Source organism: Pseudarthrobacter sp. NS4 (assembly GCF_024758005.1).
Lineage (GTDB): Bacteria > Actinomycetota > Actinomycetes > Actinomycetales > Micrococcaceae > Arthrobacter.
Genome location: NZ_CP103288.1, coordinates 1,680,849 through 1,695,709 on the forward strand (window position 1 = coordinate 1,680,849; position 14,861 = coordinate 1,695,709).

Genomic DNA, 14,861 nt, shown 5'->3' on the forward strand with positions numbered 1-14,861 from the left:
CACCCCCAAACCCCCACACACACACCCCGCCCGGAAAAACCCGGCCCCTCACCCACGACCGGTTAACACCCAACGGCAACACCCGCCGTCGAACTCCTTCCCGGTAAGAGAACGTCCCCTTCAAACATCCAGGATCTGGGAGAGCATCGCCAGGAAAACCGCAAGAGCTGGGAGAGCGCCACCCGGAAAACCGCAGGATGTGACAGAGCGTCCCCCGGAAAACCGCGTGAGGTGGGAGAGCGATCCAGGGGTTGCTGCGGCGGGAGGGTGTGAAGATTCCCACGATGTGCACACGCCGGGCCTACTCTGTCCCGGCGGATTAGGCGGCTCGCCTAGAATTGATGAAGATGTACGGACTTCGAAGCGCTTGATTTCGGGTTGCGTAGGAAACGAAACACGGATACGAGCGGCTGCAGTTGCGCCAGTGGTCGGCTCACAACAGGAGGAATCCATTATGGCCGAGCACAACGGCGGTAACCGCGGAAACGACCGCGGACCTTTCCGGGGAAACAACAACTCCGGAGGAGAACCGCGCGGGTTCCGCTCCCGCACGAACCGCGACAGCAACGACTCTCCGAAGCGTGCCGCCGGGGGTGGCGAACGGAAGCCCTCCGGGGAACGTGACCGCAAGCCATTTGGCGACCGTGACCGCAAGCCATTTGGTGAGCGTCCGCCTCGCGAGGGTGAGGGTGACCGTCGTGGTTTTGGCGGTGGAGAGCGCAAGCCGTATGGGGATCGGGATAACAAGTCGTCTGGTGATCGTCCCCGTCGCGAGGGTGAGGGGGACCGTCGTGGTTTTGGCGGTGGAGAGCGCAAGCCGTATGGGGATCGGGATAACAAGTCGTTCGGTGACCGTCCCCGTCGCGAGGGTGAGGGTGACCGCCGCAGCTTCGGTGGCGGAGAACGGAAGCCTTTCGGTGACCGTGACCGCAAACCGTATGGAGACCGGGATAACAAGTCGTTCGGTGACCGTCCCCGTCGCGAGGGTGAGGGTGACCGCCGCAGCTTCGGTGGCGGAGAACGGAAGCCTTTCGGCGACCGTGACCGCAAACCGTTCGGCGACCGGCAGGACCGCGCACCGCGCAGCTTTGACCGCGGCCCCGCCCGTGGTGATGGACCCCGCGGAGACTCCGGTCCACGCAGCTTTGGCCGTGACCGCCAGGAAGACCGGCCCGCACGGGTCCCCAATGTCCGGGACCTCCGCAGTGCCAACCGTCCTGACCGTGAACGCTCGCCTGAAATCGATGAGGACGTCACGGGCAAGGAGTTGGACCGCGCCACCCAGCACCAGATCAAGACCCTTGAATCGAATAGCGCGGAGTGGGTTGCCCGCCACCTGGTCATGGCCGGCCGCCTGATTGACGATGAGCCGGAACTTGCCTTCCAGCACGCCCTGGCCGCCAGCCGGCGCGGCGGCAGGCTTGCGGCCGTGCGCGAAGCCGTAGGCCTCACCGCGTACGCCGCCGGCCACTATGGTGAGGCGCTGCGGGAATTCCGCACCTACCGCCGGATCAGTGGATCCAACGTGCACCTCCCCGTGATGGCCGACTGCGAACGTGGCCTGGGCCGTCCGGATCGTGCACTCGATGTGGCCCGGTCAGAAGAAGCCAAGGACCTGGACGCCCCGGGCAAGGTGGAGCTGGCTATCGTGGCAGCAGGTGCAAGGACTGACCTCGGCCAACTGGATGCCGCCGTGGCGGAACTGGAGATTCCCCAGCTGGACATTAACCGGGCGTTCTCCTACAGCCCCCGTCTCTTCCGCGCCTACGCCGACGCATTGGCCGCTGTGGGCCGGGAAGCTGAAGCAGAAAAGTGGCAGAAGCAGGCTGTGGTTGCCGAGAATGCCTTGGGCCAGGGCGTCGACGAAGAGCCGGACATCATCGACCTCGGCTGGGACGAAGAGGAAGAAGCCCGGGAGGAAGCTGAGCGCCGCCGCCTGCTGGACCGCGCCGCAACGGCATCTGCGACGGCAGCCACTGCCGCAGGCGCGTCCACGGCTGCTCCAGCCGCAGCAGTTGCCCCGGAAGCAGGTGTCTCCGACGCCGGCGCTTCCGCAAGTGCCGACAATGCCGGTGCCGCCGGCTCCCCGGAGGCCCAGGACGCCAGCATCGATGACCAGGAAGCAGACTACTTCGCCTCGGACGACGCAGAGTCGGACGAGGACTCGGTGGAGCACGACGAGCTGGAAACCGAAGACCGCCTGGAAACCGAAGACCGCCAGGAAACCGGCGGGGAAACCGAAGACCGCCAGGATCGCCGGGAAGACTGACGCAAATGAGTGAAGTTTCCCTGATCTCCCTGTTCGACGCGCTCCTGGCCGATCTGGACGGGGTGGTCTACGCAGGCCCGCACGCAATCCCCGGTGCGGTCGAATCGCTGAAGCAGCTGTCCGGCGTGTGCGTGGGGCTGGGCTACGTCACCAACAACGCGTCACGCACTCCGGCACAGGTTGCGGCGCATCTCCGTGAACTTGGTGCGCCTGCCGAGGACAACCAGGTGGTCAGTTCATCCCAGGCCGCGGCTGAGCTGCTGGCTTCCCGGCTGGCACCGGGGTCCCGGGTCCTCATTACCGGCAGCCCCGCGCTGGCCCACGAAATCGAACTGGTGGGCCTTGTCCCGGTCCACAGCCAGGACGAGGATCCGGTGGCAGTGGTCCAGGGTTTCAATCCGGACATTGGCTGGAAGGACCTGGCCGAAGCGGCCTACGTCGTGTCTGCCGGTGCTCTTTGGGTGGCCACCAACACGGACATGTCCATCCCGCAGGCACGGGGGATTGCCCCCGGAAACGGCACGTTGGTGGCCGCCGTGACTTCGGCCACAGGACAGACGCCGCTGGTGGCCGGCAAGCCGGAGGCGCCGCTTTTCCATTCGGCTGCCAAACGGCTTGGCGCAGAACGCCCGCTGGTGGTCGGCGACCGGCTGGACACGGACATCCTCGGCGGCAACAACGCCGGCTTTGCCACCGTAGCGGTGCTCACCGGCGTCGACACCCGGCAGAGCATCCTGGCGGCCCGGGCGGCCGAGCGCCCGGACTACCTCATTGAGGCGTTGCCGGACCTGTACCGGCCCTACCCCGAGGTCACGCACGACGGCGGCACCTACTCCTGTGGAGAGGCATCTGCCCGGGTGGCAAACGGAGCGGTGGGCATCATTGGCAGCCCGGACCACCTTGACTCCTGGCGTGCCGCATGCGCCGCCTGGTGGGCAGCCACTCCGGGTGCCGCCACACCGCAGGCGCCGAAACTGGCGTGGCTCAATCATTAGACTGGTTGAATGACTGAGCTGACCGAACCTGACGAAGCAGCAGCCCAGCCTTCCCCGGACTGGCCGCGGCCGGACGGTGCCGGGGTTACGGATCCTGTTGTGGCACAGTCCATGGCCCGGCTGGATCCGTTGCCGCGCCTTCCGGTGGCAGAGCATGAAGCGGCCTACAACGACCTTCATGATGAGCTCCTCGCTGCCCTGAATGCTGAACCCGCGGACGGCGGGGCCTGATGGCGGTACGCCTTGACCAGGCCCTGGTTGCGCGGGGCCTGGCCAGGTCACGCACCCATGCCGCCGCCCTGATTGCCGAGGGCAAGGTCAGCTCCGCCGGCAGGGTCCTGGAAAAAGCGTCCCTGCAGGTTGACGACGACAGGGACCTCGCCGTCGAACATGACGAACAGGACACCTACGCCAGCCGCGCCGGGCACAAGCTGTCCGGCGCCCTGGACGCCTTTCCGGAAGTGCTGGTGGACGGGAAACGTTGCCTCGACGCCGGAGCTTCCACGGGCGGCTTCACCGATGTGCTGCTTCGGCGCGGTGCTGCGCACGTGGTGGCAGTCGACGTCGGGCACGGCCAGCTGGTGCCCCGGCTCCGCAGCGATCCCCGCGTCGAGGTGCACGAGGGACTCAACGTCCGCTACATGCAGCCGGAGGACATCGGCGGTACCGCCGCGCTGACCGTGGCTGACCTGTCCTTCATTTCGCTCACCCTCGTGGTTGGGCCGCTGACGCTGTGCACGGAACCAGGGGGCGACCTGGTGCTGATGGTGAAGCCACAGTTTGAAATAGGCAAGGACCGCCTGGGACGCACCGGGGTGGTGACGTCGGAGCGGGAACGCCGGATGGCGGTCGAAAAAGTGGCCTGGGCAGCGCTCGACGCCGGGCTGGACCTCCGCGGGCTGGCGGCCAGTCCCTTGCCCGGCCAGGACGGAAACGTCGAATACTTCCTGTGGATAAAACGCAGGATCAGCCAAGACTTGCCTAAGATCGAAGAGCGTGAGGCAGCTGCCGCTGCCTTGCTCGGACGTATCTGGCCGAACCACTAGAGAGCGGAACCTGATGAGCAGGCGTGTACTGGTCCTCGCCCACACCGGCCGCGAGGAATCACTGAAGGCCGCCTGGGAAGCCTGCGCGCTGTTGCACGCCTCGGGCATCGTCCCGGTGATGCAGGAGTCCGAGCTGGATGACATGGAACGGTTTTTCGGCCACCTTGCCCAGCCGGTGGAAGTGCTCCACGACCACGTCCAGCTGCCCGACGTCGAACTGGTGATGGTCCTCGGCGGCGATGGCACCATCCTGCGCGCCGCCGAACTGGTCCGGGAAGAGGACGTGCCCCTGCTGGGTGTCAACCTTGGCCATGTGGGTTTCCTGGCCGAAAGCGAGCGGGCGGACCTGGCCCAGACAGTCGAGTGGATCGCGAGCCGCGATTACACGGTGGAAGAGCGGATGACCATCGATGTGCAGGTCTGGGTCCGCGGGCAGAAGATTTGGCACACCTGGGCTCTTAACGAGGCCGCCATCGAAAAAGCCAACCGGGAGCGCATGCTCGAAGTGGTCACGGAAGTGGACGAACGTCCGCTGACATCCTTCGGGTGTGATGGGATCGTGATGGCCACGCCTACCGGTTCCACCGCCTACGCTTTTTCAGCCGGCGGCCCCGTGGTGTGGCCCGAGGTGGAGGCGCTGGTCATCGTCCCCATCAGCGCACATGCACTCTTCGCGAAGCCGCTGGTGGTATCGCCGCGTTCACGCCTTGCCGTGGAGGTCCTGAGCCGCACCGACGCCCAGGGTGTGCTGTGGTGCGATGGCCGGCGGTCCGTGGACCTGCCGCCCGGCGCCCGGGTTGAGGTCACGAAGTCCGCCACGCCCGTTCGGCTGGCCCGGACGCACCAGACCCCGTTCTCCGCCAGGCTGGTCCGTAAGTTTGAACTGCCCATCCACGGCTGGCGGGGGCCCGTGCCAAAGGCAGAGGCCATCCACACCGGCCCCATTCCCATCGTCAGGACGCCGCGGCCCATGCCTCCGCTCCAGGTGGCGCCGGCGGGCCAGCCCGATGTTGATACCGATCCGTCGACTGCAAAGTGAACCAATGCTTGAAGAACTGAGAATCCGCGATCTGGGCGTCATCGCTGACGCAACGCTGCCGCTGGGCCCGGGGTTGAGTGTGGTGACCGGTGAGACAGGTGCGGGTAAGACCATGGTGGTCACCGCCGTCGGACTGCTGCTGGGTGCACGCTCGGATGCCGGGGCCGTTCGAAGCGGGGCGAAGAGCGCTACGGCGGAAGCGGTGGTCAAGCTCGACGGCGGCCACCCGGCGATTGCACGGGCGCTGGAGGCCGGCGCGGAAGCGGAAGAGTTCGACGGCGGCGCTGAGCTGATCCTGGCACGGCGCCTCGGCGCGGACGGCCGCAGCCGCGCGTTCCTGGGGGGCCGGGCCGCCCCGGTGGGCGTGCTTGCCGAGATCGGCGAGACCCTGGTGGTGGTGCATGGCCAGTCGGACCAGATCCGCCTCAAGGGAGCGGCGGCGCAGCGCGGTGCCCTGGACAAGTTCGCCGGCGATGCCCTGGCCGGGCCCCTGGCCGCTTACCAGGAGCTCTACAACCACTGGAAGGCCAGCCAGTCCGAGCTGGATACGCTCCGCAGCGCCGCCCGGGACAGGCTGCGCGAGGCCGAATCGCTGCAGACGGCGCTGGCCGAGATTGACGAGGTGGATCCGCAGCCCGGGGAGGACGAGCAGCTGAAGGCCGAGGCAGTGAAGCTTGCCAATGTCGAAGAGCTGCGGATTGCCGCCAGCACTGCCCACCAGGCCCTCATCGCCGAGGACTTCGGCGAGGCAGGTGACGCCACCACCATGGTGGACTCCGCCAAACGCACCCTGGAACACGTGGCGGAGCACGACGCCGAACTGGGTTCCGCGGCTGCCCGGCTTGCCGAGGTGGGCTTCCTGCTCAATGACATCGCCACCGAACTGGCCAGCTACCAGGCAGGGCTGGACTCCGAAGGACCGGAACGGCTCGCTGAGATCGAGGACCGGCGGGCTGCCCTGGCCAAACTGGTCCGCAAGTACGCCCCGACCATCGACGAGGTCCTGGTGTGGGCGGAAAACGCGCGCGTCCGTTACGACGAGCTGCAGGACGATTCCTCCCGGATCGAGGCGCTGGACGCCGAAGTGGTACGGGCGGAGGCTGACCTGAAGAAGCAGGCCGCCGCCATCAGCAAGATCAGGGCCAAAGCCGCCAAGGACCTGTCAGCGCGGGTCAGCGCCGAACTGAAGGCACTGGCCATGGCGGACGCCACCCTGGTGATCACCCTCGAGGCCTCCGGACAGCTGGGGGCGCATGGAGCCGACGACATCAGCTTCCTGCTGCAGCCCCACTCCGGCGCCCCGGCGCGGCCGTTGGGCAAGGGCGCGTCCGGTGGTGAATTGTCCCGCGTCATGCTCGCCATCGAGGTGGTGCTGGCAGCTGTGGACCCCGTGCCCACGTTCGTCTTCGACGAAGTGGACGCCGGGGTAGGTGGCCGCGCCGCCGTCGAAATCGGCCGGCGGCTGGCCATGCTGGCCCGCCATGTGCAGGTGCTCGTGGTCACGCACCTGCCGCAGGTAGCAGCCTTCGCGGACCAGCACATTACGGTTACCAAGACGTCCGTCAGGGGAGCCGACGGCGGCACGGCCACTGGGTTCACCTCCAGTGATCTGCGCCTCCTCGATGGTCCCGAACGGGTCCGCGAACTGGCCCGAATGCTGGCAGGCCAGGAGGATTCAGAATCGGCCCAGGCCCACGCGCAGGAGCTGCTCGACGACGCAAAACTCCTGCCACAGCGCGCCTGACAACACCGGCGCACCTCGCGGGACCTGGCCGGGGACGCACCCGTCAGCAGGCCCCAACCCTTGCCTGCTGCACCCCCGGACGGGCAGACTGGATCATTTGGGGAACAGTTTCCCGACCCGTGGAAGGCTCATTTGATGATAGGCTCGAATTCCGTGGTGCAGCGATCAAATTCCCGTGTAAATTCCCGGTTCCCGGGCTCGTCCAAGACGACCAAACACATCTTCGTAACCGGTGGTGTGGCGTCCTCGCTCGGTAAGGGACTGACGGCTTCAAGCCTCGGTCATCTCCTGCGGGCACGCGGACTGTCTGTAACTATGCAGAAGCTCGATCCCTACCTGAACGTGGATCCGGGCACGATGAACCCCTTCCAGCACGGCGAAGTCTTCGTCACCGACGACGGCGCAGAGACTGACCTGGACATCGGGCACTACGAGCGCTTCCTTGACGAGAACCTCGAGGGCTCCGCGAACGTGACCACCGGCCAGGTCTACTCCACTGTCATCGCCAAGGAACGCCGCGGCGAGTACCTCGGAGACACGGTCCAGGTCATCCCGCACATCACCGATGAAATCAAGCGCCGCATGCGCCTGCCGGCCGAGGGCAAGAACGCTCCGGACGTCATCATCACCGAAATCGGCGGCACCGTCGGCGATATCGAGTCCCAGCCGTTCCTCGAATCCGCCCGCCAGGTACGCCAGGACATCGGCCGGACCAACGTGTTCTTCCTCCACGTGTCGCTGGTGCCGTACATCGGACCGTCCCAGGAGCTGAAGACCAAGCCCACCCAGCATTCCGTTGCTGCCCTGCGCTCCATCGGTATCCAGCCCGAAGCGATCGTCATCCGCTCGGACCGCGAAGTGCCCGATGCCATGCGCGAGAAGATCGGCCGCATGTGCGACGTCGACATCGATGCCGTGGTGAACGCAGCCGACGCACCCAGCATCTACGACATCCCCAAGACCCTGCACACCCAGGGCCTGGACTCCTACATCGTGCGGGCCCTGGACCTTCCCTTCAAGGACGTGGACTGGACCAGCTGGGACAAGCTGCTGGAGGCTGTCCACAACCCCAAGCACCACGTCGAAATCGCCCTCGTGGGCAAGTACATCGACCTGCCGGACGCCTACCTGTCCGTGACCGAAGCCCTGCGCGCCGGTGGTTTCGCCAACGACACCAAGGTCAAGATCCGCTGGGTCCCGTCCGACGAATGCGAATCGCGGGACGGTGCCATCAAGGCACTGGAGGGTGTGAACGCCATCTGCGTTCCCGGCGGCTTCGGCATCCGTGGGCTCGAGGGGAAGCTGGGCGCGTTGAAATTCGCCCGGGAAACCAAGCTGCCCGTCCTGGGCCTGTGCCTCGGCCTGCAGTGCATGGTGATCGAGTACGCCCGCAACGTGGTGGGCCTGGAAGGCGCGTCCTCCAGTGAGTTCGAGCCGGACTCCAAGTACCCCGTGATTGCCACCATGGAGGAGCAGCTGGAATTCGTTGAGGGCCGCGGCGACCTGGGCGGCACCATGCGCCTTGGCCTCTACGAAGCCAAGCTTGATGAGGGCTCTGTCATCGCCGGGACCTACGGCAAGACCACCGTCAGCGAGCGGCACCGCCACCGCTACGAGGTAAACAACAAGTACCGCGAGCAGATCGCCGCCGAAGGCCTGGTCTTCTCGGGCACTTCCCCGGACGGCAAACTCGTGGAGTTCGTCGAGCTGCCCGCTGATGTCCACCCCTACTACGTGGCAACGCAGGCGCACCCCGAGCTGAGCTCGCGCCCCACCCGCCCGCACCCGCTGTTCGCCGGCCTGGTGAAGGCTGCCCTGGACCACCAGGGCGGTGCCGACACGGTCCCGGCCGCTGCTTCCGAAGCCCAGCAGTCCGGTACGGTAGCCGCTAAGTAGTTCCCACAACAGAAAAAGGACGGCGCGATGCCCGGTACACCTGAAGCCACCCCTGCCGTACGGCAGGTTTCGGATGCACCGAGCCCGCGCCGTCTTTTGTCCACCGAGAAGGTCTACGAAGGCCGGATCTGGGATGTGGTCAGCGACACCTTTCTGTTGCAGGAGACGGGCGAGGCCCTCACCCGGGACTACATTGAGCACCCCGGCGCGGTGGCGGTCCTGCCCATGAACGGTAACGGCGAGATCCTCCTGCTCAGGCAGTACCGGCACCCCGTGGGCATGGACCTGTGGGAAATCCCGGCGGGCCTGCTCGACGTCGAGGGCGAGGATTTCGTGGTGGGGGCAGCCCGCGAACTCGCCGAAGAGGCGGATCTGGCAGCAGGAACCTGGAACGTCCTGGCCGACTTCTTCAACTCGCCGGGTTCGTCCAGCGAAGCAATCAGGATCTACCTGGCCCGCGACCTGACTGAGGTGCCACACCACGAACGCCACGAGCGGATGGATGAGGAAGCGGAGATCGAGTTCCATTGGATCAGCCTGGACGACGCCGTGGCGTCCGTGCTGGCAGGCCGCCTCCATAACCCGTCCGCCGTCGTCGGGATCCTGGCTGCAGCAGCCGCGCGTGCGGACGGCTACGCACATCTCCGTCCCGCCGATGCACCGTGGCCGGCGCACCCCAGCCAGCGCTGATGGCTCCAAGTCCTTCGGCTGAAGCCGTACCTCCGGTTGATGCGGCAGGGACCGTTCCCGCAGCCGCCCCGACCGCGATTGACCGAGGCATCACGGATTACCTTCAGCACATGGGCGTGGAACGGGGGCTGGCCGCCAATACCCTCGCCGCCTACCGCCGGGATCTTGCCCGCTATTCCCGCTACCTTGCCGGGGCCGGGTGCCGGCGGCCGGAGGAGATCACCCGACACCATGTGACCGGCTACGTCCGCGCCCTCTCGGACGGGTCCGACGGCGGATCATCCCTGGGCATCCGCTCGGCCGCCAGGACAGTGGTGGCAGTCCGGGGACTGCACAAGTTCTGGGCTTTGGAAGGCTACACACCTTCAGACCCTGCCAGCGAAGTCCATCCCCCCATGGCCGGCAAGCGGCTGCCCAAGGCCATCAGCGTGGACGAGGTGACCCGGATCCTTGAGGCGGCCGGAACGGACACTGCGACGGGGTTGCGGGACCGTGCCCTGCTCGAATTCCTCTACTCCACCGGAGCCCGGATCAGCGAAGCGGTAGGCCTGGACGTTGACGACATCTCCCTGGCTGAGGCTGAATCGGGGCCTGCCATCGTGCGGCTCTTCGGCAAGGGGTCCAAGGAGCGGCTTGTGCCGTTGGGATCCTATGGCGCCAGGGCGCTGGACGCCTACCTGGTGCGCGGCCGCCCTCTGCTGGCGGCAAAGGGAAAGGGCACTCCCGCACTTTTCCTGAACGCCCGCGGAGGCAGGATCAGCCGCCAGAGTGCCTGGACCATCCTGAAGGCCGCCGCCGAAAAGGCCAACATCACCAAGGATGTTTCGCCCCATACCCTCCGGCATTCGTTTGCCACCCACCTGCTCGAAGGCGGCGCCGATGTCCGTGTGGTCCAGGAGCTTCTGGGCCACGCCTCCGTGACCACCACCCAGGTTTACACCCTGGTCACAGCGGACACCCTGCGCGAGATCTACGCGGCAGCCCACCCCCGGGCCCTTGGATGACCGGGTCCGCAGCCGTAACCCTGTGCTTCCTTCTTCGGGATGCAGGAGACGGCACCGAAGTGCTGCTGGGCCTGAAACGGACAGGATTCGGCACGGGCAAGATTGTGGGTATCGGCGGGCATGTGGAACCGGGGGAGACCGACGGCGAGGCAGCCGTCCGTGAGGTGTTCGAGGAAACCGGCATCTCCGTGCTGCCCGAGGACCTCAATGATGCCGGCGCAGTCCACTTCGTCTTCCCCGCCCGGCCGGAATGGAACATGCGCACCCGGCTCTTTACGGCCAGGACCTGGCAGGGTGAGCCAGTGGACAGCGACGAGGTCCTGCCGGAGTGGTTCCGTACCGACACCCTTCCGGTTGAGCGTATGTGGCAGGACGCCGACCACTGGCTTCCGGTGGTCCTGGAAGGCGGAAAAGTCAACGTAGTGGTCACCCTGAACGACGACAACGAGACGGTCGCTTCCTCGGTCAGCATCCTGCCCTAGGCTTTCACCACCCGACGGCGGTCCGGGCACCTAAGCGGCCGTCCCGCCGTCGTGCATTCAACAGTTCCTAGGGCAGGTGGCGTTCCTCCGGACCGATGTATTCGCTCAGCGGCCGGATCAGCGAGTTGGAATCCAGTTGCTCCATGATGTGCGCCGTCCAGCCGGTGATGCGGCTGGCCACGAAGAGCGGCGTGAAAGTGGCCGTGTCGAATCCCATCAGGTGGTAGGTGGGGCCGGCAGGATAGTCAAGGTTGGGCTTGATGGCCTTGGCTTCGTCCATGGCCTGCTCCAGGCCGTTGTAGAGCCCCAGCAGTTCAGGGCGGCCGAAGTGGGCAATCATCTTGTCCAGGGCTGCTTTCATGGTGGGCACCCGGGAGTCGCCGTGCTTGTAGACGCGGTGGCCGAAGCCCATGACCTTCTTCTTTTCGGCCAGCGCGTTTTCCATCCACCCCCTGGCACGGGCTGCTGCTTCCTCGAGCGACTCCTGTGGGCGGATGCCGATTTCGTCGAAGGTGTGCATGACGGCTTCGTTGGCCCCGCCGTGCAGCGGTCCCTTGAGCGCGCCGATGGCGCCGGTGACCGCAGAATGCAGGTCGGACAGCGTTGAGGTGATGACCCTTGCCGTGAAGGTGGAGGCGTTGAAGGAGTGTTCGGCGTAGAGGATCATCGAGACGTTGAAGGCCTCCACCACCTCCGGAACCTGCTCTTCGCCGAAGGTCATCCACAGGAAGTTGGCCGAATAGCCGAGGTCGTCCCGGGGTTCCACCACTGCTTGCCCGTGGCGCCGGCGCTGGTCGTAGGCCACTACGGCGGGCATGGCAGAGAAGAGATCGATTGCCTTGGCCATATTGGCCTCACGGGAGGGGTCTTCGGCCAGAGGGTGCCTGGCCCCCATGACAGACGCGGCCGTGCGGCATACGTCCATGGGGTGGGAAGTGTCGGGCAGCGCGTCGATCACTTGTTTCACCACAGGGTCCAGGGCCCGGCCGGCCTTTTCGCGTGCTGTGAAGGCGGCCAGTTGTTCCGCGGAAGGCAGCTCACCGTTCCAGAGCAGGTAGGCCACTTCTTCAAAGCTGCAGCGGGCTGCCAGCTCCTGCACGGGATAGCCGCGGTACAGCAGTGAGTTCGTATCGGGGTTGACCTTGGAGACGGAGGTGTGGTCCACCACGACGCCGGCGAGACCCTTTTTGATGTCCTGTTCAGCCATGCTGAAACTCCTTTGTTCCTGTCGCCTGTTGATGCCGGCCGGAGCCGGCGGTGGTCGTTAGTGCTTTCCGGGGACCTGGAAGTTGAAGACCCCCGTATCGAACCTGTTGTACCCCTCATAGTCCACGAGCTCGTACAGCCGCGCACGCGTGAGCATTCCGCCAACCTGCGCTTCCTGCGTTCCGTCCGACCTGATCGAATCCAGCGTACGCTCGGCAGCACCCATGGCACTACGGAGCAGTGTGACGGGGTAGATGACCATGTTGACCCCGACGCCTGCGAGTTGGTCCGTGGTGAAGAGCTCACTTTTGCCGAACTCGGTCATGTTGGCCAGGATGGGCACGTCCACGGCGTCGCGGATGGCCTGGAATTCCTCCAGCGTTGCCATGGCTTCGGGGAAGATCGTGTCGGCGCCGGCGTCCACCAGGGCTTTGGCCCGGTCCTGGGCTGCGGCGAGTCCCTCGACCGCCCGGATGTCGGTGCGGGCCATGATGAGGAAGTTCGGATCGCGGCGGGCGTCTGCGGCGGCGCGGATGCGCTTGGTCGCCGTATCCAGGTCCACCACGTTTTTGCCGTCGAGGTGGCCGCAGCGTTTGGGGTTGAACTGGTCCTCGATGTGCAGTCCGGCCAGTCCGGCATTTTCGAGTTCCTGGACGGTGCGGGCGACGTTCATGGGCTCGCCGAACCCGGTGTCCGCGTCCACGATGGCCGGCAGGTCCGTCATTCGGGCGATTTGCCCTGCCCGGGTGGCAACCTCGGTCAGGGTGGTCAGGCCGATGTCGGGCAGGCCAAGGTCGTTGGCCAGGACGGCGCCGGAGATATAAACCCCTTCGAAGCCTTTCTCCTGGATGAGCCGGGCCGAGAGGGGGTTGAACGCGCCGGGGAACTGCGCGATGGTTCCGGAGGCGAGGATTTCCCGGAACCGGATCCGCTTCTGCTCAGGGGTGGTGGTGGAGTACAGCATCTAGAACAGTCCTTTTGGTGCAGCGTCCAGGTTGATGACACCGGGGGCGGCGGTGATGTTCAGCTGCTCGAGCTCCCCGGCGGCGAGTTCGGGGAGGCGTTCGACGGCGGCGAGGAACCTTTCGATTTCGGTTTCCTCCACGATCCCGGCGGCGAGGGTGCGGAACTTGTGGACGTATTGCTCCCGGGCGAACGGCCGGGCGCCCAGGGGGTGGGCGTCGGCGACCGCGATTTCATCGGTGATGACTGTCCCGTCGGTGAGGGTGATCTCCACTGAACCGCCGAACGCCTTTTCGTTGATGTCCAGGGAGTGGTAGCGGCGGGTCCACTCCGGGTCCTCCTCGGTGCTGACTTTTTGCCACAGCTCCACGGTGTCCGGCCTTGCTGCCCGGGTGGGGGAGTAGGAGTCCACGTGGTGCCAGGACCCGTCCTGCAGCGCAACCGTGAAGATGTACGGGATGGAGTGGTCCAGCGTTTCCCGGGAGGCAGTGGGGGAGTATTTCTGGGGGTCGTTGGCGCCGGAGCCGATGACGTAGTGGGTGTGGTGGCTTGTCTTGATCAGCACGGATTGCACGTTGGCGGGGTCAGTGGCTTCGGGGTGCTCTTTGTTCAGCTTGCGTGCGAGGTCGATCCAGGCCTGGGCCTGGTACTCGGCGGAGTGCTCCTTGGTGTACGTGTCCAGGATGGCACGCTTTGGCTCACCGGCTTTGGGGAGCGGCACCTGGTAGGAGGCATCCGGTCCGTCCAGCAGCCAGGCGATCACGCCGTCTTCGCCTTCATAGATCGGTACGGGGGAGGTCTGGCCGCGCATGGACCTGTCCACTGCTTCCACGGCCATCTTTCCGGCGAACGCCGGGGCGTGCGCCTTCCAGGTGGAGATCTCGCCCTTGCGGGACTGGCGCGTGGCGGTGGTGGTGTGCAGCGCCTGGCCCACGGACTGGAAGATCGTTTCGACGTCGAGGCCAAGCAGCGTGCCGATGCCGGCCACGGCGGACGGGCCGAGATGGGCGACGTGGTCGATCTTGTGCTTGTGCAGGCAGATCGCCTTGACCAGGTTGACCTGGATTTCATACCCGGTGGCGATGCCGCGGATCAGGTCCGGCCCACTGGAACCCACGTGCTGGGCGACAGCGAGGATGGGCGGGATGTTGTCCCCGGGGTGGGAGTAGTCCGCGGCCAGGAAAGTGTCATGGTAGTCAAGCTCCCGCACGGCAACGCCGTTGGCCCACGCAGCCCACTCCGGGGAGACCCGCTCTCCAATGCCAAAGACCTTCGCGCCCTTGCCGCCGGTGCTGGGGCCGTGCGTCAGGGCCTGGGCCCGGGCGGCGACGATGGGTGCACGGTTCAGCGAGGCGATGGCCACGGAGGCGTTGTCGATGATCCGGTTGATCACCATGTCGGTCACATCGGAAGTAACTTCCACGGGATCGGTGGCGACAAGCGCGATCTTGTGCGCCAGCTGGTCCTCGCGGGCGAGGTTTTCCTCGCTTTTGTACACGCGGACGTGGTGTTCCTGAACCATGGTGC

The 14,861-nt window shown here is 66.0% G+C and carries 14 protein-coding genes; 10 read left to right on the forward strand and 4 right to left on the reverse strand.

The features are described 5' to 3' along the window. Positions 1–433 precede the first annotated feature (433 nt). Complete coding sequence (locus tag NXY83_RS07855; RefSeq protein WP_258805521.1) at positions 434–1,288, reverse strand: hypothetical protein; 855 nt, start codon at positions 1,286–1,288, stop codon at positions 434–436. On the opposite strand from NXY83_RS07855, the gene NXY83_RS07860 reads away from it, so the two are divergent. The 10 genes from NXY83_RS07860 (at position 1,268) to NXY83_RS07905 (ending at position 11,165) form a co-directional block, all read left to right on the forward strand. After that, a complete protein-coding gene (locus NXY83_RS07860; RefSeq protein ID WP_258805522.1) occupies positions 1,268–2,269 on the forward strand; it encodes a hypothetical protein in 1,002 nt (333 codons plus the stop codon). The genes NXY83_RS07855 and NXY83_RS07860 overlap by 21 nt on opposite strands. 5 nt (positions 2,270–2,274) lie before the next feature. Next, positions 2,275–3,264: an HAD-IIA family hydrolase gene (locus NXY83_RS07865; protein ID WP_258805523.1), complete on the forward strand. Its 990-nt coding sequence runs from the start codon at positions 2,275–2,277 to the stop codon at positions 3,262–3,264. A gap of 9 nt (positions 3,265–3,273) precedes the next feature. Then, positions 3,274–3,495, forward strand: coding sequence for a hypothetical protein (locus tag NXY83_RS07870; RefSeq protein ID WP_258805524.1), 222 nt, complete (start codon positions 3,274–3,276; stop codon positions 3,493–3,495). Next, the gene (locus NXY83_RS07875; RefSeq protein ID WP_258805525.1) at positions 3,495–4,310 is read left to right on the forward strand and encodes a TlyA family RNA methyltransferase; all 816 of its coding nucleotides are present in this window, start codon (positions 3,495–3,497) and stop codon (positions 4,308–4,310) included. The genes NXY83_RS07870 and NXY83_RS07875 overlap by 1 nt, the downstream gene beginning before the upstream one ends. A 13-nt stretch (positions 4,311–4,323) precedes the next feature. Next, the gene (locus tag NXY83_RS07880) at positions 4,324–5,349 is read left to right on the forward strand and encodes an NAD kinase (protein WP_258805526.1); all 1,026 of its coding nucleotides are present in this window, start codon (positions 4,324–4,326) and stop codon (positions 5,347–5,349) included. 4 nt (positions 5,350–5,353) lie between these two features. After that, positions 5,354–7,093 (forward strand): DNA repair protein RecN, encoded by a 1,740-nt coding sequence (gene recN / locus NXY83_RS07885; RefSeq protein WP_258805527.1) that lies wholly within the window; start codon positions 5,354–5,356, stop codon positions 7,091–7,093. Positions 7,094–7,228: 135 nt separating this feature from the next. After that, entirely contained in the window at positions 7,229–8,989 is a 1,761-nt protein-coding gene (locus NXY83_RS07890) for a CTP synthase (protein WP_258805528.1), read from the forward strand. 27 nt (positions 8,990–9,016) lie between these two features. Further along, positions 9,017–9,679: an NUDIX domain-containing protein gene (locus tag NXY83_RS07895; protein WP_258805529.1), complete on the forward strand. Its 663-nt coding sequence runs from the start codon at positions 9,017–9,019 to the stop codon at positions 9,677–9,679. Then, complete coding sequence (gene xerD / locus NXY83_RS07900; RefSeq protein ID WP_258805530.1) at positions 9,679–10,683, forward strand: site-specific tyrosine recombinase XerD; 1,005 nt, start codon at positions 9,679–9,681, stop codon at positions 10,681–10,683. Before NXY83_RS07895 ends, xerD begins: the two co-directional genes overlap by 1 nt. After that, on the forward strand, positions 10,680–11,165 hold the full coding sequence (locus NXY83_RS07905) for an 8-oxo-dGTP diphosphatase (protein ID WP_258805531.1): 486 nt from the start codon (positions 10,680–10,682) through the stop codon (positions 11,163–11,165). Before xerD ends, NXY83_RS07905 begins: the two co-directional genes overlap by 4 nt. Before the next feature lie 67 nt (positions 11,166–11,232). Here the strand turns inward: NXY83_RS07905 and NXY83_RS07910 are convergent, their stop codons facing one another. The 3 genes from NXY83_RS07910 to NXY83_RS07920 are packed head-to-tail and all read right to left on the reverse strand — an operon-like array spanning position 11,233 to position 14,856. Further along, a complete protein-coding gene (locus NXY83_RS07910; protein WP_258805533.1) occupies positions 11,233–12,372 on the reverse strand; it encodes a bifunctional 2-methylcitrate synthase/citrate synthase in 1,140 nt (379 codons plus the stop codon). A gap of 57 nt (positions 12,373–12,429) precedes the next feature. After that, complete coding sequence (gene prpB / locus NXY83_RS07915; protein ID WP_258805534.1) at positions 12,430–13,335, reverse strand: methylisocitrate lyase; 906 nt, start codon at positions 13,333–13,335, stop codon at positions 12,430–12,432. Then, a complete protein-coding gene (locus NXY83_RS07920; RefSeq protein ID WP_258805535.1) occupies positions 13,336–14,856 on the reverse strand; it encodes an MmgE/PrpD family protein in 1,521 nt (506 codons plus the stop codon). Between the last annotated feature and the right edge of the window lie 5 nt (positions 14,857–14,861).

Coding starts and splice junctions, on each gene's coding strand:
- NXY83_RS07865 (WP_258805523.1), top strand. CDS start 2,275: ATGAGTGAAGTTTCCCTGATCTCCCTGTTCGACGCGCTCCTGGCCGAT.
- NXY83_RS07870 (WP_258805524.1), top strand. CDS start 3,274: ATGACTGAGCTGACCGAACCTGACGAAGCAGCAGCCCAGCCTTCCCCG.
- NXY83_RS07875 (WP_258805525.1), top strand. CDS start 3,495: ATGGCGGTACGCCTTGACCAGGCCCTGGTTGCGCGGGGCCTGGCCAGG.
- NXY83_RS07880 (WP_258805526.1), top strand. CDS start 4,324: ATGAGCAGGCGTGTACTGGTCCTCGCCCACACCGGCCGCGAGGAATCA.
- recN (WP_258805527.1), top strand. CDS start 5,354: ATGCTTGAAGAACTGAGAATCCGCGATCTGGGCGTCATCGCTGACGCA.
- NXY83_RS07890 (WP_258805528.1), top strand. CDS start 7,229: ATGATAGGCTCGAATTCCGTGGTGCAGCGATCAAATTCCCGTGTAAAT.
- NXY83_RS07895 (WP_258805529.1), top strand. CDS start 9,017: ATGCCCGGTACACCTGAAGCCACCCCTGCCGTACGGCAGGTTTCGGAT.
- xerD (WP_258805530.1), top strand. CDS start 9,679: ATGGCTCCAAGTCCTTCGGCTGAAGCCGTACCTCCGGTTGATGCGGCA.
- NXY83_RS07905 (WP_258805531.1), top strand. CDS start 10,680: ATGACCGGGTCCGCAGCCGTAACCCTGTGCTTCCTTCTTCGGGATGCA.
- NXY83_RS07910 (WP_258805533.1), bottom strand. CDS start 12,372: ATGGCTGAACAGGACATCAAAAAGGGTCTCGCCGGCGTCGTGGTGGAC.
- prpB (WP_258805534.1), bottom strand. CDS start 13,335: ATGCTGTACTCCACCACCACCCCTGAGCAGAAGCGGATCCGGTTCCGG.
- NXY83_RS07920 (WP_258805535.1), bottom strand. CDS start 14,856: ATGGTTCAGGAACACCACGTCCGCGTGTACAAAAGCGAGGAAAACCTC.